The organism is Luteibacter sp. 9133 (assembly GCF_000800155.1).
GTDB classification, from domain to species: Bacteria; Pseudomonadota; Gammaproteobacteria; order Xanthomonadales; family Rhodanobacteraceae; genus Luteibacter; species Luteibacter mycovicinus.
In genome coordinates this window covers 2,230,962-2,251,337 of the sequence record NZ_JUHO01000001.1, presented here as the reverse complement: position 1 = coordinate 2,251,337, position 20,376 = coordinate 2,230,962, and the positions used below count along the sequence as shown (strand labels likewise).

Annotated in this window: 25 protein-coding genes; 13 read left to right on the top strand and 12 right to left on the bottom strand. The window is 65.4% G+C overall.

Going from position 1 to position 20,376, the window contains the following annotated elements; all coding sequences use genetic code 11:
- Window positions 1-30 precede the first annotated feature (30 nt).
- Window positions 31-1,617 (top strand): inorganic phosphate transporter, encoded by a 1,587-nt coding sequence (locus tag FA87_RS09705; protein ID WP_036112914.1) that lies wholly within the window; start codon window positions 31-33, stop codon window positions 1,615-1,617.
- Here the strand turns inward: FA87_RS09705 and FA87_RS09700 are convergent.
- The 6 genes from FA87_RS09700 to FA87_RS09675 all read right to left on the bottom strand — a co-directional run bounded on the left by FA87_RS09700 (window position 1,614) and on the right by FA87_RS09675 (window position 6,570).
- Window positions 1,614-2,501: a bestrophin family protein gene (locus FA87_RS09700; RefSeq protein WP_036112915.1), complete on the bottom strand. Its 888-nt coding sequence runs from the start codon at window positions 2,499-2,501 to the stop codon at window positions 1,614-1,616. The genes FA87_RS09705 and FA87_RS09700 overlap by 4 nt on opposite strands.
- The gene (locus tag FA87_RS09695; RefSeq protein WP_043694175.1) at window positions 2,498-2,830 is read right to left on the bottom strand and encodes a hypothetical protein; all 333 of its coding nucleotides are present in this window, start codon (window positions 2,828-2,830) and stop codon (window positions 2,498-2,500) included. The genes FA87_RS09700 and FA87_RS09695 overlap by 4 nt, the downstream gene beginning before the upstream one ends.
- Window positions 2,831-2,986: 156 nt before the next feature.
- The gene (locus tag FA87_RS09690) at window positions 2,987-3,508 is read right to left on the bottom strand and encodes a hypothetical protein (protein ID WP_043694172.1); all 522 of its coding nucleotides are present in this window, start codon (window positions 3,506-3,508) and stop codon (window positions 2,987-2,989) included.
- A 14-nt stretch (window positions 3,509-3,522) separates the two neighbouring features.
- The gene (locus FA87_RS09685; protein WP_036112919.1) at window positions 3,523-3,891 is read right to left on the bottom strand and encodes a BON domain-containing protein; all 369 of its coding nucleotides are present in this window, start codon (window positions 3,889-3,891) and stop codon (window positions 3,523-3,525) included.
- A 104-nt stretch (window positions 3,892-3,995) separates the two neighbouring features.
- The gene (locus FA87_RS09680; RefSeq protein WP_043694169.1) at window positions 3,996-4,727 is read right to left on the bottom strand and encodes a 2OG-Fe dioxygenase family protein; all 732 of its coding nucleotides are present in this window, start codon (window positions 4,725-4,727) and stop codon (window positions 3,996-3,998) included.
- Window positions 4,728-4,842: 115 nt separating this feature from the next.
- Window positions 4,843-6,570 carry a L,D-transpeptidase family protein gene (locus FA87_RS09675; RefSeq protein WP_081996544.1) on the bottom strand — a complete coding sequence of 576 codons (1,728 nt, stop codon included), beginning with the start codon at window positions 6,568-6,570 and terminating at the stop codon, window positions 4,843-4,845.
- 142 nt (window positions 6,571-6,712) lie between these two features.
- On the opposite strand from FA87_RS09675, the gene FA87_RS09670 reads away from it, so the two are divergent.
- On the top strand, window positions 6,713-7,435 hold the full coding sequence (locus tag FA87_RS09670; RefSeq protein WP_036112921.1) for a murein L,D-transpeptidase catalytic domain family protein: 723 nt from the start codon (window positions 6,713-6,715) through the stop codon (window positions 7,433-7,435).
- A 53-nt stretch (window positions 7,436-7,488) separates the two neighbouring features.
- Window positions 7,489-7,827: a hypothetical protein gene (locus tag FA87_RS09665; RefSeq protein WP_036112922.1), complete on the top strand. Its 339-nt coding sequence runs from the start codon at window positions 7,489-7,491 to the stop codon at window positions 7,825-7,827.
- 15 nt (window positions 7,828-7,842) lie between these two features.
- On the opposite strand, the gene FA87_RS09660 is transcribed toward FA87_RS09665, so the two are convergent.
- Window positions 7,843-8,529, bottom strand: coding sequence for an SOS response-associated peptidase (locus FA87_RS09660; protein WP_043694167.1), 687 nt, complete (start codon window positions 8,527-8,529; stop codon window positions 7,843-7,845).
- An 87-nt stretch (window positions 8,530-8,616) separates the two neighbouring features.
- Between FA87_RS09660 and FA87_RS09655 the strand changes: the two genes are divergently transcribed.
- Window positions 8,617-8,832 (top strand): hypothetical protein, encoded by a 216-nt coding sequence (locus tag FA87_RS09655; RefSeq protein ID WP_036112927.1) that lies wholly within the window; start codon window positions 8,617-8,619, stop codon window positions 8,830-8,832.
- A gap of 3 nt (window positions 8,833-8,835) precedes the next feature.
- Here the strand turns inward: FA87_RS09655 and FA87_RS09650 are convergent, their stop codons facing one another.
- Entirely contained in the window at window positions 8,836-9,219 is a 384-nt protein-coding gene (locus tag FA87_RS09650; RefSeq protein ID WP_036112930.1) for a hypothetical protein, read from the bottom strand.
- A gap of 38 nt (window positions 9,220-9,257) precedes the next feature.
- The gene (locus tag FA87_RS09645; RefSeq protein WP_036112932.1) at window positions 9,258-9,662 is read right to left on the bottom strand and encodes a hypothetical protein; all 405 of its coding nucleotides are present in this window, start codon (window positions 9,660-9,662) and stop codon (window positions 9,258-9,260) included.
- A 155-nt stretch (window positions 9,663-9,817) separates the two neighbouring features.
- On the opposite strand from FA87_RS09645, the gene FA87_RS19885 reads away from it, so the two are divergent.
- The 6 genes from FA87_RS19885 (at window position 9,818) to FA87_RS20740 (ending at window position 14,720) form a co-directional block, all read left to right on the top strand.
- Window positions 9,818-10,231, top strand: a complete 414-nt coding sequence (locus FA87_RS19885) for a hypothetical protein (protein ID WP_051943620.1) — start codon at window positions 9,818-9,820, stop codon at window positions 10,229-10,231.
- Between the two features lie 67 nt (window positions 10,232-10,298).
- A complete protein-coding gene (locus FA87_RS09635; protein WP_036112935.1) occupies window positions 10,299-10,538 on the top strand; it encodes a hypothetical protein in 240 nt (79 codons plus the stop codon).
- A gap of 97 nt (window positions 10,539-10,635) precedes the next feature.
- Complete coding sequence (locus tag FA87_RS09630; RefSeq protein WP_156108723.1) at window positions 10,636-10,869, top strand: hypothetical protein; 234 nt, start codon at window positions 10,636-10,638, stop codon at window positions 10,867-10,869.
- Window positions 10,870-10,946: 77 nt separating this feature from the next.
- Window positions 10,947-13,385, top strand: coding sequence for a DEAD/DEAH box helicase (locus tag FA87_RS09625; protein ID WP_043694164.1), 2,439 nt, complete (start codon window positions 10,947-10,949; stop codon window positions 13,383-13,385).
- Complete coding sequence (locus FA87_RS09620) at window positions 13,382-14,341, top strand: ribonuclease H-like domain-containing protein (RefSeq protein ID WP_081996543.1); 960 nt, start codon at window positions 13,382-13,384, stop codon at window positions 14,339-14,341. The genes FA87_RS09625 and FA87_RS09620 overlap by 4 nt, the downstream gene beginning before the upstream one ends.
- A gap of 232 nt (window positions 14,342-14,573) precedes the next feature.
- On the top strand, window positions 14,574-14,720 hold the full coding sequence (locus tag FA87_RS20740; protein WP_156108724.1) for a hypothetical protein: 147 nt from the start codon (window positions 14,574-14,576) through the stop codon (window positions 14,718-14,720).
- A 66-nt stretch (window positions 14,721-14,786) separates the two neighbouring features.
- Here the strand turns inward: FA87_RS20740 and FA87_RS09615 are convergent, their stop codons facing one another.
- Window positions 14,787-15,371, bottom strand: coding sequence for an FMN-dependent NADH-azoreductase (locus FA87_RS09615; RefSeq protein WP_043694161.1), 585 nt, complete (start codon window positions 15,369-15,371; stop codon window positions 14,787-14,789).
- Window positions 15,372-15,492: 121 nt separating this feature from the next.
- On the opposite strand from FA87_RS09615, the gene FA87_RS09610 reads away from it, so the two are divergent.
- Genes FA87_RS09610 through FA87_RS09600 form a run of 3 tightly spaced genes read left to right on the top strand, consistent with a single transcriptional unit; the run spans window position 15,493 to window position 18,467 of the window.
- Window positions 15,493-16,521, top strand: coding sequence for a LysR substrate-binding domain-containing protein (locus FA87_RS09610; protein ID WP_081907467.1), 1,029 nt, complete (start codon window positions 15,493-15,495; stop codon window positions 16,519-16,521).
- A 9-nt stretch (window positions 16,522-16,530) separates the two neighbouring features.
- Entirely contained in the window at window positions 16,531-17,676 is a 1,146-nt protein-coding gene (locus tag FA87_RS09605; protein ID WP_043694158.1) for a pyridoxal phosphate-dependent aminotransferase, read from the top strand.
- Window positions 17,664-18,467, top strand: a complete 804-nt coding sequence (locus tag FA87_RS09600) for an amidohydrolase (protein WP_043694155.1) — start codon at window positions 17,664-17,666, stop codon at window positions 18,465-18,467. The genes FA87_RS09605 and FA87_RS09600 overlap by 13 nt, the downstream gene beginning before the upstream one ends.
- Window positions 18,468-18,546: 79 nt before the next feature.
- On the opposite strand, the gene FA87_RS09595 is transcribed toward FA87_RS09600, so the two are convergent.
- Window positions 18,547-19,620 carry a C13 family peptidase gene (locus tag FA87_RS09595; RefSeq protein ID WP_043694154.1) on the bottom strand — a complete coding sequence of 358 codons (1,074 nt, stop codon included), beginning with the start codon at window positions 19,618-19,620 and terminating at the stop codon, window positions 18,547-18,549.
- On the bottom strand, window positions 19,604-20,287 hold the full coding sequence (mtnC, locus tag FA87_RS09590) for an acireductone synthase (protein ID WP_043694152.1): 684 nt from the start codon (window positions 20,285-20,287) through the stop codon (window positions 19,604-19,606). Before mtnC ends, FA87_RS09595 begins: the two co-directional genes overlap by 17 nt.
- Window positions 20,288-20,376: the final 89 nt, after the last annotated feature.

Genomic DNA, 20,376 nt, shown 5'->3' with positions numbered 1-20,376 from the left:
CCTCTGGGCGACCAAGACCGGAGGCGAGCCATGAACAGTACCGTCCTGACCGAACAAGCCGCGGGGTCGCCACGAACCCGCTTGCTCAGCCTGGGAATCTTTACGCTGGTATTGCTCGTTGCAACCGTTTACGTTGCGATGCAGCTCGGCCACGACCTTCATGTCGCGCCTACCAGCCCGGTATTCGAATACGTCCTGCTCGGCATCGCGCTGTTGATCGCGCTGGGCTTCGAATTCGTCAACGGGTTTCATGACACCGCCAATGCGGTGGCGACGGTTATCTACACGCGGTCGTTGCCGGCTACCTTCGCCGTGGTCTGGTCCGGTGGCTGGAACTTCGTGGGCGTCCTGATCTCGAGTGGTGCGGTGGCCTATGCGGTGTTGCAGTTGCTACCGATCGGACTCGTGCTCAACGTAGGCAGCGGGACCGGTTTCGCGATGGTGTTCGCCTTGCTGCTCGCATCGATCGTCTGGAATCTGGGCACCTGGTATCTCGGGCTGCCATCGTCGAGTTCGCACACGCTGATCGGCTCGATCATCGGCGTGGGCCTGATGAACCAGATGATGAATCCCGGTAATGCGAATGCCGCCGTCGACTGGAGTCAGGCACTGAGCGTCGGCAAGGCCTTGTTGTTCTCGCCGCTGATCGGCTTCGGTCTCGCTTTCGCCCTGCTGATGCTGCTGAAGAAGTTCGTCAAGGCACCCGAGTTGTACGCCGAACCGCATGGCGACAAACCGCCGCCGTTCTGGGTACGCAGTCTGCTGATTCTGACCTGTACCGGCGTGTCATTCGCGCATGGCTCCAATGACGGCCAGAAGGGCATGGGCCTCATCATGCTGATTCTCATCGGTACCGTGCCGAGCGCATATGCACTGAATCGGGCGGTGACGCAGGATGAGACGCAGAGCTTCGTCTCGGTCGCCCACCATGCGAGTGAGACACTGCAGAAGTACGCGCAGGGTGCGGCGCCGGTAACATCGGCACGCAGCGAGATCGAGCACTACATCCAGTCGCGCGAGGCGACGCCCACGACGATGGCCGCCCTGGTCCAGCTCACGGACAGCATCGGCGCGCAGGTCGCCAACCGGCCCACGCTGGCCGACGTGCCGGAACATGAAGTCAACAACGTTCGCAACAACATGTACCTGAGTTCGGAAGCGCTGCGCCTGATGGAAAAGGACAAGAAACCCGCGTTCCGTGCGGAGGACAGCGCCATCCTCGGCAACTACCACGGCTTACTGGACAAATCGACCAAGTTCATTCCGCCCTGGGTCAAGGTCGCCGTCGCCATCGCGCTGGGCCTTGGCACGATGGTCGGCTGGCGGCGCATCGTGCGCACCGTGGGTGAGCGCATCGGCAAGCAGCACCTGACCTATGCGCAGGGCGCGTCCGCGGAGGTGGTCGCCATGCTCACGATCGGTGCCGCCGATCGCTTCGGATTGCCGGTGAGCACGACCCATGTGCTCTCCTCGGGCGTGGCCGGCTCGATGGTCGCGAACGGCTCGGGTCTGCAGTGGAGCACGGTGCGCAGCATGCTGATGGCGTGGGTGCTGACCTTGCCGGTATCCATCGCCCTGGCCGCGGGATTGTTCTGGCTTTTGCGTCACGTCTTCTAGGCGGGAGAGGCCTGTAAGGCGAGCAGATCGTTTTCGATCGTGGTGCTGTAAGCCTCCAGTGGCAGATCGTTCGGCAGCGTGCCGAAAGGATCTTCAATCTGGTCGCCGAGCGCATCCAGGCCAAAGAAGGTATACGCCAGCACACCCACGACCAGAGGCGTGAACCAGCCCATCAGGCCGACCAGGCAGAACGGCAGCAGGAAGCAGTAGATGTGTACCGTCCGATGCAGCAGCAGGATGTACGCGAACGGGATGGGTGTGCCCTGTATGCGTTCGCAGCCACCCAGTACATGCGACAGCTTGCCGAGTTCGGCGTCGATCGCGGCCAGCAGGATGGGTTCGACGCGAAGCGCCCGGGCGATCTCCGCGTAGGCGGCCCCGGTGCGCGCCAACAAGGCGGACGGGCGATTGGGCATGGCGAGGACGGCCTCGCAGGATGCCGGGTCGAGCCAGCGCCCGAGCTCGGTGGCGGGGTCGCTGCCGCGCAGGTGATGACGCAGCGTGTGCGCATAGGCAATCAGGTGATACGTAAGCCGGCGCGAGTCCGCTGCTTCGATGCCCGGCAGAAATGCCACACGCTGGCGGGCCAGGTTACGCATGGCGATGATCATTTCGCCCCAGAGCGTGCGGGCCTCCCACCATCGCTGATAGGCCACCGTGTTGCGGAAGCCGAGAAAGATGGCGAGCGTGAGACCCATGAGGGTCAGCGGTGCCGCATTGAGACCGGCCTTGAGCGCGAAGAGGCGATGGTCCAGCAGGACCACGATCAGCGACAGAAGCACGGTGTAGAGGACGCGACGCCAGATCATGGGCACGATCGATCCGTGCACGCCACTCAGGGAGAAAAGGAGCGAGCGCAGGCTGGGCGTGCGGGTGCGGGTCATTCGTCGACAGACGGTTTCTTGGAGCGCGGCTTGCGCGGCTTCGGTTCCGCGCTGGCGATCAGGCCCTGGAGGTACGCGATGCCCTCTTCAGGCGGAAACCATGCCACCACGTCAGCCACACTGAGCTGGTAACGAAGCCGCAGCGCCTCGAATTCCGCCCTGGCGGGCGCGAGGGGATCGACCTTGGGGGGCCGGCCGCGGCGCTTTGGCGCCACCGGCTCGGGCGCGACGACCGGCTTCGTCGTCGCATTGCCGGATAATCGGTCGAGGGCGGCCAGTTCGTCCTGGAACTGCTTGAAGTCATATTTGCCGGACGAGTTCATGGTCATGCTTCGATCGTGGGTCGGCCCATTGTGCCACGACGATCCCATTCCGGCCTGAGACGGATTGCCCCGGATCGGGCAATACTTCGATCAGGGGCGTCGTCCTTGAGCCCCCATATCGGTAGGGGCGGACGGCACCGTTTGCCGGTGCCGTCCATTGCATCACGTCGGCGCGGTGGCTTCCGAGCCGGTGGAAATGTCGTCCGCGTTGTTTCGCTTGAAGACATCCTTGGCCACGTCGCGCTGGCGACCGCTTTCGGTGTGCACCGAAATGAGAATGCTGCCTTCGCGAACTTTCGCGTCGTAGCGTTTGGCCTCGAACTCCGGGATGCCCATGCCCACCAGCGCACCCAGGATGCCGCCGGTGGCCGTGCCTACAGCGGCGCCGCCCAGGGCGGCCATGATCGGTCCGGCCGCGATGAACGGGCCCACGCCGGGGATGGCGAGCGCGCCAACGCCGGCAAGCCAGCCCAGGCCTGCGCCCAGACCCAGGCCGAGGACGCCACCCGTCGTGGCGCCTTCGGGCGCCTTGGTGTGGTGCTCGTGTGCGAAGTCACGGGTGCCACGGCGGTCGGGCAGGAGCGCCGAAATGTCGTCGCTCGTGAAGCCCGCCTGCTTCAGTTCCAGCACGATGTGCTCGGCCTGCTCGACGGTACGGGTGGTGCAGTAGACAGATGCTTTCATGACGGTCCTCGCTTTCAGTGCTTGATATCGAGCTGGTTTTCGACCTGGCTCACGCCGGCCACGGAATGCACGATGCTTTCGACCCGCGCCTTTTCGGCGGCGTCCTTGACGGGGCCGCGAAGGGTGACCACGCCCTTGGCGGCGATCAGCTTGAGGTTGTGGGCGGCGCTGGAAAGGCCGTCATCGGCGACAATGGCGGCGCGCACGCTGGCCGCCAGCTTGATGTCGGCAGGGTCGTTCGACTGATCGAACGGGGTCGCATGCTCGGTATGGCGGTCGCGCTGATTGATCTGCGTGTTGTCGACCTTCGACGTGTCCTGGGCGAACGCGGGTGCGCTGATCAGGGCGGCGAAGGCGAGAAGCGGGGCGATACGAAAGGTCACGGCGTCAACTCCGTCGCGGGGGAGGGCGCAGTACGCGGCAGACGCCGTGAACCGGCGGTGCAATCCGCGCGACGGGAGTTTCGCTCAGGCTAACGGTGGATGAATCAGGCGGCGCGAAATGTCACGACCAGCACATCGCGATGCGATGCCTGACCCGGATCCAGCGGCGTTACCGGCGTCACGCCGTGAAACACTCTGGGGTCGTGGATCAACGCGGCATCCAGCGGGCGGGCGAGAGTGAACTCGCCCAGCGACGTGCCGTCGGGTGCGTGGATGGTCGTCGTGCCGCGGGCGATGTTTTCGCGGTCGACCAGCAGAACCAGGACATAGTCGACGCCATCGCGATGGCTGCCTTCGGGAGTCGGTTCACCGGCGGCGCCGGCCGTGGCTTCGATGCGAAACTGATGGACTTCGACGTGCCACTGCTCGATCTCCGGCGACAATCCACCGAAGAAGTCGCGGCAGAATTCGAGGATCGCACGCAGCGTCGCTCCCCCGGCGATCTCCGGAAGCACCGGCTCGAACCAGCGGGCGATGTCGCCCTGCAACGTGTTGTAAGCCAGCGTCTGGAAATGCGCCTGATGCGGGCGCTGCTCGACATGACCGAAGCGAGCGGCGGCATAGACGGCGTGGCGACGACGGCGAAACCGTCCTGTCGCTGCCAGATAGGTGTCGGGCTCCAGGGCGTTCCAGCTGGCACGAAAGGTGTCCCAGTCCGCGAGCGGTGCGATATTCGACACCAGCTCCCGCATGTCGTCTCCCTGGACGAAGGCGAAGCCGTCATCCCGAACCTGGTCGTGTAAGGTCGTCTCGGTCGCGGTGGGAGAGGGGTTCATCCACACAGTATACGACCGGGACCCTTGCTTGCGCCGTGCGGCAAACGGCCCCGGATGCCTTACCGATATCTGTCAGGCGCGTTCCGGTCCGACACGATGCGGATGCACTCCCGGCTCAGGGCGCACGTAGCGGTTGCGGCTTGTCCAGTGCGGCGACCAGCGGCCCGTCGCGATCGTAGATGTCGGGCTTGTAGCTGAGCTTACCGTCGTCGGCGATGTCCACCGTCCAATAGGCGAGCAGCACGGGCACCGCGGTGGGCAAGGTGACGTTCTGTGTCTTCTTCGTCGCGATGCGCTCATCGATCGCCTGACGGCTGAACTTGTCCGGATCGTTGAACAGCAGCTCGACCAGGTCGAGAGGATGCTCGACGCGGATGCAGCCGGAACTCGTGTCGCGCTTGGCCTTGGAGAACAGCTCCTGGTGCGGCGTGTCGTGCAGGTACACCGCGAAGGAGTTCGGGAACCGGATCACCACCTGTCCCAGCGAGTTGCCCGGGCCCGCGTCCTGCCGCAGTGTGATCCCGCGCGGATTGGCCCAGTTGACGCTGGATGCCGCCACCACATTGCCGCCGCTGTCGAGTACCCGGATGCGGTTGTTGGCGAGGTACGACGGATTGCTGCGGATCTTGGGAAGCACGTCGTTCTTCAGGATCGTCGGCGGCACGGTCCACGTCGGGTTGAACGTGACGTAGGTGATCTGCGACCGGAAGATCGGCGTGCTTCGATAGGGCTTGCCGACCTGCACACGCGACTTCCATACGGGATTTCCGTCACGGTAGAAGCTGATCTTGTAGCCGGCCACATCGACGACGACAAACGTACCCTGCAGCGAATGCAGCAGCCAGCGTGCGCGCTCGAGATTGGCGCGGACCTGGCCGATACGTTCCTGGACGGGGACGTTGAGTGAGGCCAGCGTGCCGGCGCCCACGCTGCCATCGGCGTCGAGATACTGGTCGGCCTGAAAGCGTTTGACCGCGTCCGCCAACGCGTTGTCGAAGTGGTGTCCGTGAGCGAGCGTCGGGTCGAGGTAGCCACCAGCCACCATGCGAGCGCGCAAGGCTTCGACGCGGGCGTCCTTCATGCCGGGCTTGAGCGTGGGGCCTTCGGGGACGCTGGGCCATCCTCCCTGCGCGGCGGTGGTTCGCAGCTGCGCCAGTGCATCGCGTAATTTGGCGTAGAGCGGGTTTTGCGGCCTCGCCATGGCGAACGCCTGGTCGACGCTGCGCTCATCGACCGATGTCTGCAGCATGGACATACCCTGTTGGGGATCGATGGCGGCGGCATCGAAGTTCCAGGCCGGATCGAGCCGGACGGGGTCGACCTTGCCGCGGGCCAGCTGCACGAGTGCGGTGATGTATGCGCTGCTCGCAGCCATGTCGAAATCGGCCTTCTGTTCGGGCGTGGCGCTGGCGCGGTCGGGGGATTCGGCAAGCGCCTTCAGCTCGCTGAGGTGGTAATCCTCGGGAAGAAGCCCGTCGGCGTCGACCGAGGCGAGGCCCCCGAGCAGTTGCTGGACATTGCTGTCGTCCGTCCATGCCGCGGTGTAGTGGCGCTGCATGTAGAAGTCGGCGAGCGCCTTACCAAGCGCGGCGTCCTGCCGTGAAATCGGGCTACCCTGGATCGGCGCCATCTGCTGGATGCGCGCGTAAAGTGCCTGGGCGACGGGATCGTCGATGGCTGGCGGAGCAGGGGTGGACGCCGCCGTCGCGGGGTCGGGCGCGACGATGGGAGGCGGTGACGCGGCCGATGCCGCTGTCGTCGGATGTACCTGCGGGCCCGCTGCGGCGACGAGCGGAAAAATGGACCACGCGAGGAGCGCGGCGCTGCGAAATCTGGCTTCCATAGTCATTATCTATCGCTTCCGGTGGAACGGCGGGCTTTACTTAAGCATTTCACATATATGAATGGCAGAGATGTGACGGCTTTGTGGTCAATAAATGATCAGCGCGTTAGGATGGCCTGTCGCACTTCACCCGGCTGGTCGCATGATTCGATCGTTTCGGACGCTCCTGGCGTCGGCGCCACTCGTTGGCGCACTGTTCTTCCTTCCCGCGCAGGCCCACGCCGCCGACTCCCTCGGCGAAGCTCTGGCTCATCTCGCTCCCTCCGCCGATCCGAAGGTGATCGATCTCGCGGTGAAGGCAGCCGAGTGTGCGCAGACACAGGGCGGGGCGCCGTCGGACCGCCTGGCGGTGATCGACTACTCGAAGCCGTCGTCGCAGCCACGCCTCTGGGTGTTCGACACGGTGAATCGGAAGCTGCTGTTTCAGGAACTGGTCGCGCACGGCAAGAACAGCGGCGACGCCAACGCCACCAGATTCTCCAACGCGCCCGAGAGCCTCGCATCCAGCATCGGCCTCTTCCGTACGTCGGATACATACATGGGGAAGAACGGGTACTCCCTGCGCATGTCGGGCCTGGAGCCCGGCGTCAACGACCAGGCACTCGCGCGGGCCATCGTTATTCATGGCGCCGCCTATGTGAATGAGGCGATGGCGAAAGTCGCCGGTCGTATCGGTCGCAGCTGGGGTTGTCCCGCCGTTCGCACGGCCATCGCACACAAGCTGATCGACGCGCTGAAGGGTGGCCAGATGGTCTTCTCGTACTACCCCGACCAACGCTGGCTGGCCTCTTCCCACTACCTGAAGTGCAGCAACGGCCAGCTTGCCAAAGTGGAAGCCAACACCGTCGCGCGCGCCGGGATCTGATCCTCCCTCGCTGGTCGCGCTAGAATTCCCGGACCCTAACCGTGGAATCGAGCATGAAACACGTTCTTGCGATCGCTGCCTGTGTCGTCCTGGCCGGCTGCGCCACCAGCGGCATGACCGATACCCTGCCCAAGCTCAGCAGCAAGACGGGCAAGAATGTCACGGCCTATGTGCAGTGCGTCGAACCGAAGTGGCAGGCACTCACCAAGGACGCGAAGGGCAACGCCAAGGACGACGAAGGCCGCGTCACGGCGAACGACAACGGCAAGCATGAGCGCCTCGACGTGACCGCCAGCGGCGCGGGTGCCCAGGTGGTGATGTACGAAATTCAGAAGGTGAAGGGCGGCGAGTACGACGGCCGCTATCGCGAAGAGGCCATCTCCTGCCTGTAAGCGCGGTGCCCGGTACTAGATGACGATGGGCTCGACCAGTTCGGGCCCATCGTTTTTAGGTGAGCCGACGCGCTTGCCGACCGGATGAAAGACGAGGTCCGGCCCGGCCGCCGAGGCAAGGGCTTCAAGTGCCGGTTCGACGGGCGCGAAGAGCCAGTCCTCCCACGCCTCCGGCGCCAGCATGACGGGCTGACGATCGTGCACGTCGCCTGTGACCTTGCCAGGCTCGCCGGTCACGATGGTGAAGCTGCGTACCGGCTCGTCATCCGGTCCTCGCCAGACTTCCCATAGCCCCGCGAACAGAAGCAACCCTCCGTCGGCGGCCTGGATGAAATACGGCTGCTTGCTGCCTTTTTCGCCGGTCCATTCGTAGTAACCGGACGCGGGTACGAGGCAGCGACGCCGTCTGACCGCCGCACGGAACGCAGGTTTTTCGGCAAGACCTTCACGCCTGGCGTTGATCGTCTTCGCACCGATGGAGGCGTCCCTGGCCCAGGAAGGTATGAGCCCCCAGCGAGCGAGTCCGATGTCGGCGCGGCGATCGCCGGCGGTGACGATCAGTGCTCGCTGGGTGGGAGCGATATTGAACCGGTCGTCGCGCTGGTTGATTTCGCTGGTCAGATCGAGCTCGAGCCGCTCGAGTACGTCGCGACCCTGTCGTGAGAGGCTGGCAGGGCCGAAGGTGGCATAGCGTCCGCACATGATTCGAGCGTAGCGATTTCGCGTGATCTTGATGTTTATGCTGCTCCGATCGACGACCGGGGGTGACGATCATCGCTCGGAGGAAACATGGAATCTGTCCGTTATCGGCGCACGCTGGGCCAGCAGGCCACTTACCTCGTGGAGTACGACACCGAAGGTTACCGGATCAGTCGCGATGGACGGCTTCGCCGGGCGCGGCCACTGGGCGCCGCCTGCCAGGCCATGGGCCGCCGTGAGCGGCAACGCGCCGCACGTCAGTTCGCCATCGACGACATCGAGAAGCTCATCGGGATGGAGGAGTGAGGCTCAGGCGACCGGACGGGCGCTGCGCGCGCGATCCACGGCGTCGAGCAACTGGGCGCGGTCGAACGGTTTTTCCAGGAAGACCGCAGTGCGCGGAAACGGCGCGAGGTCTTGCGGAAGCCGGCTGGAGATGACGACGATGGCCGTGGAAGGGCGTTCGCGCAGCGTCGCCTGCAGCAGGACACTGCCGCGCCTTTCTCCGGGCGTATCGGCATGGATGACCAGCAACGCGAGGTCGTCCATTTCATTGAAGGCCTGCTTCGCCGCCCGGTACGTGACCACGCCGCGTGCGTCGTAGCCCGCATCGCTGAGTACCATGGCCACGGTCTCGGCGACCATGGCGGCACGGTCGAAGACGAGAGCTGGCTGGCTGGCGAAGTCATTCATGGCGCGATTCTATCCCGGGCGCGCCCCGCACGGGTGGTTCAGCTTTGCGAAGATTCGGGCGGCCAGCTGGCATTGATCGCCTTCATCCGTGCGATCAGGTCGCGGACCTCGTCGTTGCGGTCGGCGATCCGCTTCTCCTCCGCCGCCTTCTGCGCCGCGAAATCGTGGTTCGTGCCCTGGACGGTGGCATGGACCAGCCGGCAGGTCTCCTCCGCGGACGCGGCCCGCGTGTGGAAGCCCAGGCGATCGGCCAGGATCTCCATGCGCAACCCGGGATGGGTCTGCTCCAGTTCGCGGGCGCGCACGAGGAAGAACTGCTGCCACTCCCGCTCGGGAGCGCCGGAAAGTATGGCTTCCACGCGCGGGATGTCGGGGCGGTCGAATTGCTCGGTATCGTCCACGGCCTCAAACGAGTCGATGTCGATCCAGTCGCGGCTGGCCATTGAGGTATTTCTCCAGGACGATGATAGTAAGCGGTGGGGGCGCGCGATTGTTCGGCGTCGGATGTGCACGATCCGTCAGGGACGGGGGCACCCGTTCACCGAGCGTCGACGTTGCGAAACCAATGCTCTTCACATTCATCAACGAGGCTTTCCCCATGCGCCATCTCCGTCTTGCCGGGCTCGCCGGCGTGGCTCTCCTCGCCGGGTGCGCGACCCAGAACGAACGTCACGTCGGCATCCACGACGTTCCGTCCAGCACCGTCTTCGCCAACCAGTCCCCGACGGACGGGGATGCCACCTTGAACATCGTGCGCGACCAGGGCTTGTGGGGCGCCGGATGCTCGAGCGCCATCTATCTCGACGACAAGGCCGTGGCGGACATGGAGATCGGCGAACAGCTGGTGCTGCGCGTGCCCTCCGGTACGCGGAAGCTGAGCCTTCTTCCGCACGGGTCGTGCTCGGCCGATCGCGTCGACGTCGACGCCAGCGTGGGGCAGGGCGAAACGAAGAACTTCTCCATCCCGGCCAGTGGTCAGGGGCTAGGCACGCAGGCGCCGCCCAGGGCGTAAGACTTGCCATCGGCGTCGCGGAGGCGCAAGAATCGAGCTGTCGCCGCGACACCGGCAAGGGGGTTCCGTGCATCGACGTACCGTGGGTCAGTACTCCGTGGAGGTCCGCACGCTGCGAACCGTCGCCGGCTTCTGGAAAGCCGCCTATATCGTTGAGCCGGCCATGAGCGCCGGCCCCCGCGATTTCGTGATGATCACTCTGCTCGATGAGTTCGAGGACGAGCGCGTCGCCGTCGATGCGGCGATGGAGCGAGGCGTCAGGCACGCCGACTGGCTCGTCGCGTCACGCGGCGCATTGACGCGTTGACGTGACTGATCCGGCGACTCCGCCATAACGCGGCCGCGACGACCGTCCGCCTAGCTTCGCCCCCATGGGCCTCCGGCCCCTTCAGGCGGAGCCGACCTTGCAGCACACGACCCTCTACGTCCCTTTCAACGCCTCGACGCGCGGTCCCTGGATCCTGCGTCGAAACGCCGAGCTGGTCGGCCAGTACCCGACCCGCGAAGACGCGTTACGGCACGCGATGAGCCTGACGGCGGCGCTGCGTGCCCAGTCGGGCCAGCAGGTGGACATCAAGATCGAGGATGAATCAGGGCGCTGGCAGGCCGCCGACATGGAAGCCGCTGGCCCTGTCTGACGGCACCTGGTCGCTCTGTCGCAGGATATGAGATCGGGCTGGGGGATAAGGGGCATCTTCCTGTCCGGATGCCCCTCATGGCCGCCTATCTTCAAGCCCGACGTACCGACGAGGCCGACTCGGTTCTGGCCACGAGCCACGACGGGCGTACGCTCGCCAGTCGCCTGACCGATAAATACGGCGACCGGGTCGCCACGGCGTTCACCGTATTCGGACGGGAGGGCAGCTTCGTCCCGTTGCCTTCGGACCTGCCCGAAGGACTCTCGCGGGCGCTTACCGCCCGAGGCATCGAACGCCTCTACAGCCACCAGCAGGAGGCCTGGGATGCCGCGCGTGCGGGGCGTAACGTCCTCGTGGCCACGCCGACCGCCTCCGGCAAGACGCTCTGCTACACCTTGCCGGTGATTTCCTCGGTTCTGGAAACCGGCGGCAAGGCGCTGTACCTCTTTCCGACCAAGGCGCTCGCGCAGGACCAGGTCGCCGAACTGCTGGATATCAACCGGGCAGGCGACCTGGGCGTCAAGGCCTTCACCTTCGACGGCGACACGCCGGGCGACGCAAGGCAGGCTATCCGCCTGCACGGCGACGTGGTGGTCAGCAATCCGGACATGCTGCACCAGGCGATTCTTCCGCATCACACCAAGTGGGCACAGTTCTTCGAAAACCTGCGTTATGTGGTAATCGATGAGATCCACACGTACCGGGGCGTCTTCGGTTCCCATCTGGCCAACGTGCTGCGCCGGCTGAAGCGGATCTGCGCCTTCTACGGTGTCACGCCGCAGTTCGTGCTCTGCTCGGCCACCATCGGCAATGCCACCGAGCATGCGCAGGCGCTGATCGAGGACGAGGTGGTCACCATCTCGTCCAGCGGTGCGCCCAGCGGTGACAAGCACGTGCTGCTCTGGAATCCGCCGGTGATCAATCCGGATCTGGGCCTGCGGGCGTCGGCGCGCTCGCAGACCAACCTGATCGCCCGCGTCGCCATCAAGGCGAAGATGAAAACCCTGGTGTTCGCCCAGTCACGGCTGATGGTCGAAGTGCTGACCAAGTACCTGAAGGACGTCTTCGATCACGACACCCGCAAGCCCGCACGCATTCGCGCCTACCGGGGCGGCTATCTGCCGACGGAGCGGCGTGAAGTCGAGCGTGCGATGCGAGCCGGCGACGTGGACGGGATCGTGTCGACGTCCGCGCTCGAACTGGGTGTCGACATCGGCAGCCTCGACGCCGTCGTCCTCAACGGGTATCCGGGTTCCATCGCGGCGACATGGCAGCGCTTCGGTCGTGCCGGGCGCCGCCAGCAGCCGTCTCTGGGCGTGCTCGTCGCGACCAGTGCTCCGCTGGACCAGTACCTCATGCGGCACCCGGCCTTCCTGACCGAAGCGACGCCCGAGCACGCACGCATCCAGCCGGACCAGCCGCTCATCCTGCTCGACCACATCCGTTGCGCCGCGTTCGAGCTGCCTTTTCTCGCCGGGGATACCTTCGGTCCCGATGACGCGGAACCCTATCTCACGGTGCTCGCCGAGTCGGAGGTGCTGCATCGCGAGGGTGACCGCTGGGAATGGATCGCCGACTCCTACCCGGCGAACGCGGTGAGCCTGCGTTCGGTCGCGGACGGCAATTTCGTCGTCGTCGACCGGACGGAGGGGCGCCAGACGATCATCGCCGAGGTCGACTATTCCGCCGCCGCTCTGACGCTCTACGAGGGTGCGATCCACATGATCCAGTCGGTGCCCTACCAGGTCGAGAGGCTCGACTGGGAAGGCCGCAAGGCGTATTGCACGCGAACGCGTGTCGACTACTACACCGACGCCATCGACTACACCAAGCTCAAGGAGCTGGAGTGTTTCGACGGCAGCAAGGCAGGGCAGGGCAGCTCGCGCCACGGTGAGGTGCACGTCGTGCGTCGGGTCTCGGGTTACAAGAAGATTCGTTACTACACGCACGAGAACATCGGCTACGGGCCGGTGAACCTGCCCGATCAGGAACTGCATTCCACCGCGGTGTGGTGGCAGCTGCCGCAGACGGTACTGGACGAAGCGTTCCGTTCGCGTCAGCACGCCCTGGACGGGTTTCTGGGTGCGGCGTATGCGTTGCACACCTCGGCCATCGTCGCGGTCATGGCCGAGGCGCGCGACCTGCAGAAAGCGGTCGGTTCGGGTGACGGGGGATGGTCAGCGCAGGTGGACTCCTCCGGTCGCGGGCAGATCCATGCGCCTGATGGAGGCATCGCGCTGCCGGACGCGCTCGAGCGGTTCCTGCCCACCGTCTATCTGTACGACAACTTTCCCGGCGGCGTCGGCCTCAGCGAGCCGTTGTTTCACCGCTCGTCGGAGCTGCTTCGGCATGCGCTGGCGACGGTCGAAGGCTGCGAGTGCAAGGCGGGCTGTCCGGCCTGTGTCGGACCGGTGCTGGCGGCTGATGAAGCGCGCGGGGAGAACACGCCGCGTGCGCTGACGGCTCGCGTGCTGAGGTTGCTGGGTGCCGATGCGCGGATCGGTGGCGATGCATGAGTGATCTGGCCGCGCGGCTGCGGGCGCTCAGGAAGCAGGCGGGCATTCGCGAGTCCGGGCCAGCGCCGACAGGACCGGCTCCCGCCAGGGGACGATTCACCGGGGCTGCTTCGTCCGAGTCACCGGGCCAGACGGCCCGGCGGGAGCCAACCCTGTCGGCGAAAGAGCCTCGTCCCGGTATCGATCTGGCCGCGCTGCGCCGCATGGCTGGCGTACGCGAACGCGTCAGTCAGCCCCGCGCTCCTTTGCGCTCGTACACCCGTGACGTTCCCGGCGATGAGCTTTCCCCCGGCCTGCGTCTTCTCGAGAAGCGTTTCGCCGCGTCCGAACCGCCCGCCGAGTTCGACCTGACCTTCGCGCGTCTCGCCACGGCGCGGCGCGAGCACCTGCTGCACTTCGACACGGAAACCACGGGCCTGGCCGGCGGGACGGGTACACGCGCTTTCATGATCGGCGCCGCCGACTGGCACGACGGCGCGCTCCGCGTGCGTCAGCTCTACATCACGACCATGGCCGCCGAGACGGCGATGCTGAAGGCGTTCTCCGAATGGATCGATCCGCACACGGTGCTCGTCAGCTACAACGGCAAGTCGTACGACGCGCCATTGCTCGCCACGCGTTACCGGCTGGCCCGGCTTACGAATCCGTTATCCGGCCTGACGCACGTCGACCTGCTGCACCCGATGCGGCGGCGCTACAGGCAGGACTGGGAGAACTGCAAGATGCAGACGGCCGAACGTCGGCTGTTGCGTATCGTCCGCGAAGACGACTTGCCGGGGTCTGAAGCGCCACGTGCGTGGCTCTCCTACCTGCGTGGCGGCGCATCGACGGACCTGATCCGCGTCGCAGACCATAACCTGCAGGACGTGCGCAGCCTCAGCGGCCTCCTGATCGAGGCGCATGGCTGGGCGGCGAAGGACGCCCTGGCGGCTTCGCTGGCCGATTACAAAAAATAGACGCCGGGCCGCGCACGCTCGACGAGGATCAAAACCATGCGGTGAGGAGTTCGCGTCATGAACGAAGCCACGAAACCCTGCGATCACGCCGGCTGTAACTGCCAGGTGCCGGTGTCCAGGGACTTCTGCAGCGAGAGCTGCCGCATGGCGTCTGAGAGCCAAATGGGAGGCGCCGGCTGCGAATGTGGGCACGCCGCGTGTCAGCAGCGCCACCGATCCGGAGGTACCGACAATGAGCAACGACACTAAACAGCCGACGCCGGGCTACCGCGAGGACAACCCCAAGCCGTCGCACGGCACGCCGAAGGTTCCGGGCGAGGGGCATCCGAAAGAATCCCAGAACATGCCCAACGACAAGCCCGGTAAGCAGGGCTCCTAGTAAAAAGGCCGCGCATCCTGCGATGCGCGGCCTTTCTTCAAGCACGAAGCCCGGCGCCGCTGACGATCAGGCGGCCTTGCGCAGCAGGCCGCCGATGCCGGCCACGGCGCCGCCGATCGCCTGGGCCTTGTGATCGTCGCCCATGGCGACACCTTCCGCGCGGACGAATTCGAGGTCGGTCACGCCCAGGAAGCCGAACAGTGCCTTCAGATAGGGCTCCTGAAAATCCATTGCCGCCGCCGGGCTGCCGGCGCTGTAGATGCCGCCTCGCGACGACGCCACGATGACACGCTTGCCGCCGGCCAGGCCTTCGGGCCCCGTCGCGGTGTAGCGGAACGTCTTTCCGGCGACCGTGATGCGATCGATCCAGGCCTTGAGCGAGCTGCTGATGGAAAAGTTGTACATCGGCGCACCGATGACCACGACGTCGGCGGCAAGGAACTCCTCCATCACCCTGGCGCCTTCGGCGGCCTGCGGATCGTCTTCGCCGGCCGGCAATGCCCAGTGCGGCAACGGCTCGGCGTGGACGTCGCGATAGGTGACTTCGACATCGGGATGGTTGGCGACGAATTCGGCGACGATGGCCGAAGTCAGACCGCGGGAGACCGAGTGGGCGCCCAGCGCGCTGGCATCGATATGCAGGAGTTTCATGGACAGATTCCTCGACAAGGGCCGCCGTGGCGGTATGCCGACAAGGTACCCCGCGCACAATGCCTTGATTAGTCGGCGTGAGGTAGACTGATTGTTCTAAACGAGAAACGACGGACTCCCGATGGAAGGCGCGCTGCAGGACCTCAACGATCTCTATTTCTTCGCCTCGGTGGTGGAGCATGGGGGTTTTTCGGCGGCGGGGCGGGCCCTGGGTATCCCCAAGTCGCGCCTCAGCAAGCGGATCGCCCAGCTCGAAGACCGTCTGGGAGTCCGGCTGTTACAGCGCACGACGCGCCGCTTCGTCGTTACCGAGATCGGCGAACGCTTCTACCAGCACTGCCGCGCCGTCCTCGAAGAGGCCCGCGCCGCACAGGATGCGGTGGACGAACTGCGCACGGAACCCCGTGGCGTGGTCCGAGTCAGCTGCCCGATCTCCCTTGCCCAGAATGTACTGGGCCCGATGCTGCCGGCTTTTCTGCTCGAGCACCCCAAGGTCCAGGTCCGCGTTACGGCGACCAATCGCCGGGTCGACCTGATCGGTGAGGGCTTCGACGTGGCGATCCGCGTGCGCGAAAAGTTGGACAGCGACGCCACGCTGGTCCTCCGCAGCATCGGCTATGCGCGCAGCCTGCTCGTGGCGAGTCCGAAGTTTCTCGACAGCTACGGCCGGCCGAAGACGCTGGACGATCTGGCCCAGGTGCCGGCGCTGTCGATGTTCGAGCACGAGGGTGCGCAGGTATGGGAGATGGTCGACGCCAGCGGCAAGAAGGCGGCTGTCGAAGTGAAGCCGCGTCTGGTCAGCGGCGATTTTTCGGTGCTGATCGCCGCCGCCGTCCAATGTTGCGGTGTGGCCTTGCTGCCCGAGGAGTATTGCGGTCCGCTGATCGCCAACGGTCAGCTGGAATGGGTGCTTCCGGATTACACCACCGCCCAGGGTACGTTGCACTTCGTCTACCCGAGCCGGCGTGGCCTGCTGCCGGCGATCCGCAGTTTCGTCGACTTCCTCGCCGAACGGCTGCCCAAGGCACGGTCGGACTTCCATAAGGACTGCGAGACGGTGGCGGGCGATCCCGCCCAGGCAGGGGCGCTGCAGATGGCGCGCATGTTAGGATCGGATCATTCGGCGGCATTTGGCCGTCCAAACGAATAAGGGCGTTCAATGCAGCTCGAAACCAAGCTTCCCAAGGTCGGCACGACGATTTTCAGTGTCATGAGCCAGCTCGCGCTGGAACACAAGGCGGTGAATCTGGGGCAGGGTTTTCCCGATTTCGAGCCGCCGGAGGCACTGCGCGACGCGGTCACGCGCGCCATGGCCGAGGGCAAAAATCAGTATGCGCCGGGCGTCGGCATCCCGAAGCTGCGCGAGCAGATCGCCCTCAAGACCGAGCGGCTCTACGGCCATCGGGTCAGTCCCGATACGGAAGTAACGGTCACCTCGGGCGCCACCGAAGCGCTGTTCTCGGCCATCGCCGCCGTCGTGCGCGCCGGTGACGAGGTCATCGTCTTCGATCCGTGCTACGACAGCTACGAGCCGGCCATCGAACTGCAGGGCGCGGCCGCCGTGCATATTCCGCTGACCTTGCCCTCCTTTGGCATCGACTGGCAGAGGGTTCGCGACGCGATCACGCCGAAGACGCGCATGATCCTGATCAATTCGCCGCATAACCCGTCGGGTGCGGTCCTCTCGCGCGCCGATCTCGACGAGCTCGCGTCCATCGTGCGCGATTCCGGCATCGTGGTGCTGTCCGATGAGGTCTACGAGCACATCGTGTTCGATGGCGCCGAGCATCAGAGCGTGCTGCGCCATGCGGAACTCGCCACGCGGAGCATCGTCGTTTCGTCGTTCGGCAAGACGTATCACTGCACGGGCTGGAAGGTCGGCTATGCCATCGCGCCGAAGGCGCTGACCGCCGAGTTCCGCAAGGTGCATCAGTACCTGACCTTCTGCACCTTCAACCCGGCGCAGCAGGCGTTCGCCGAGTTCCTCGAGTCCACGCCGGAGCATTACCTCGAGCTTCCGGCCTTCTATCAGGCCAAGCGCGATCGTTTTCGCGAGTTGCTCGCACCGTCGCGACTGAAGCTGCTGGACGTGCCGGGCGGATACTTCCAGCTGGTCGATTACAGCGCGATCCGCGATCTCGACGACATCAATTTCAGTGAATGGCTCGTGCGCGAGGGCGGCGTCGCCGCCATTCCGTTGAGCCCGTTCTACGAAAGCGCCCCGGACACGCGGCTGGTCCGGCTGTGCTTCGCGAAGAACGACGCCACCATGGAAGCCGCCGCGGAGCTGCTGTGCAAACTCTGACCGTCACGCTTATCCAGGGCGCGACCCGCTGGCACGACGCGGCGGCTAACCGCGAGTATTACGGCGCGCTGGTGCGCGGCGCCGCGCGGAGCGACCTCTTCGTTCTGCCGGAAACCTTTCTGTCGGGCTTCACCAACGACACGCTCGGCAATGCCGAGACCATGGACGGCGCGAGCATCGCGTGGATGCGTGCGCTGGCCGGCGAAGTGAATGCCACGATCACCGGCAGTCTGGTGATCCGCGAAGGCGAGACGGTCTTCAACCGGCTGATCTGGGCGTCGCCCGATGGCTCGCTGGCTTACTACGATAAGCGACACCTGTTCCGCATGGCGGGCGAGCACACGCGCTACGGTGGCGGTAACGAGCGCCTGATCGTCGAGCTCAAGGGGTGGCGTATCCTTCCGCAGGTCTGCTACGACCTGCGCTTCCCGGTGTGGCTGCGCAACGGTCGTCGTGAGGAAGCCGCGGGCGGCATGGATTACGACCTCGCGCTGTTCGTCGCCAACTGGCCGGCGCCGCGTCGTCAGCCGTGGCGCACCTTGCTGCGTGCGCGGGCGATCGAGAACCTGGCTTACGTGATCGGCGTGAATCGCGTCGGGGTGGACGGTAACGACCATCCGTACGCGGGCGACAGCGCGGTCATCGATCCGGTGGGCGAGCCATTGGTCGAACTGGGGCCGCAGGAGCAGGTGGTCACCCTCGTGCTCGATCCGAAGCCGTTGCAGGCGCACCGCGAGCGGTTTCCTGCCTGGATGGACGCGGATCGGTTCTCTCTGGACGTGTCGGTCTGACCGGATGTGGGAGCGCGCCTTGCGCGTGGTGGGGTCCGGCGTCGCCGCTTCGTTGGCTTTTCGCGCGCGGGGCGCGCTCCTACCGCGCGCTGAACGGCACTACCGGCCCCGCCTTGATGCCCTTCCGCCATGCCGCCAGCTTGTCTTCGATGCCCTCACCGACGTCGATCTGCGGCTCCGACGCCTCGAGCGAATCCTTCTTCTCCCACGCCGCGATTTTCGTCTTCGCCTTACCGAAGGCTTCCACGAAATCGCTGGTGGCATTCAGTCCGTCGGTGAGCCAGGCACGGCCGAAGTACGTAATGTCCGAGTCGGCGCCGCAGCCGAATGAGGTGCGGTCGGTGCGCGCCGAGGTCATGACCAGGGTGCCTTCGCCGCGCAGCTTCGGGACGAAGCCGCCGGAGTAGCACGCGTTGACCACCACGACCTTCCAGCGGAACGGGTGCTTGGCGAAGATATCGGCAAGGCCGTCGACGTCGAGCTGATCCAGCGGAATCGGGTCCATGTCCACGAGCAGGGAGTGGTCGCTGCCGCCGTGGGTCGCGACATAGAGCAGCAACACGTCTTCCTTCGGGTCCATCACCTTTGACAGTCCGGTCAGGGCGGCCTCGAGATTGGTCCAGCTGGCGAGGGGATGGGTCGACAGCGTTGCCGGATTGTTCTCCAGCACCAGCGTATGCCCCGGGCTGGCGAACCGCGTCGTCATCAGGCGATCCAGGTACTCGGCCTCGTTGCGGAACACGTCCTCGGAGCCGTCTCCCGCAAAAGCGATGGCGTAGACGTTGGTCTTTCCCGGTCGGCGCTTCGCCAGCCTGGCCAGCGATGCTCTGACCTGATCAGGCTGTGCGGAGAAAACCTGCTCTGGCGTGGGAGCATCGTCCGGCCACGCGCTCGCGTCGAGCTCGACGGGCTGATCGTTGTCGGCGTCATCGATCGCTGTCGCAGGAGCGGACGTGCTTGCCGGCCTGGCCGGCCCGGCGGTCGTCGCAACCGGCGCCGGCGCAACCCCGGGCGCGGAGACAGCGGCGACGGGTCGCGTCGTCACGGGAGCAGGCCCGAAACGAAGGACGCCGACGGTTCCCAGCACGCCGACCGCGAACGCCGCCAGCACGTAGATCGCCGTGCGTCGGCGTGGATCAAGGAATGATGGCATCGAAATCCGTTACGGCGGGGTGGCCGGCGTCCACCAGCGGAAGCGGCGGACGGATGAGGTGGGTGGTGCGCATGCCGGCATCGCGGGCGGCGTCGAGCTCTTCGCGGATGTCGGAAAGGAACAGAACCTGCGCGGGTTCGAGACCGATCGCTTCGGCGATCTTTCGGTACGACTCCGTTTCGCGCTTGTGACCCGTCTGCGTATCGAAGTAGCCGGAGAACAGAGGAGTGAGATCGCCGTTTTCCGTGAAGCCGAACAGCAGCTTCTGCGCGGGCACCGAACCCGACGAATACACGTAGAGCGAGAGCCCCTGCTGATGCCAGGCCCGCAGGCGTGCCGCCACTTCGGGATACATGTGGGAGGTGTAAACACCCGACTCGTAGCCTTCACGCCAGATCATGCCCTGCAGCGCCTTCAGGGCCGTGGACTTGCGGTCTTCGTCGATCCAGCGAATCAGCAGGTCGATGATCTCACCCCGTGTCGCCTCGACGATGCCAGCCTCTTTGGCGGCTTCGTGCAGCCAGTGCTGTACCTCGGGTTCGTCCGTATGTGTTTCCACGTAGGCCGGCAGGTGCTGACGGGCATACGGAAACAGCACGTCCTTGACGAAGTCGATCGAGCTGGTGGTGCCTTCGATGTCGGTGAGGACGGCGCGGATATCGGACATGCGGGGGAAGCCTGCGGGGCGGGGAGACCATGCAGGATAAACGACGACAAGGGCCGGCGGAATGGCCGGGCGTCACGGGAGGTCGCGGA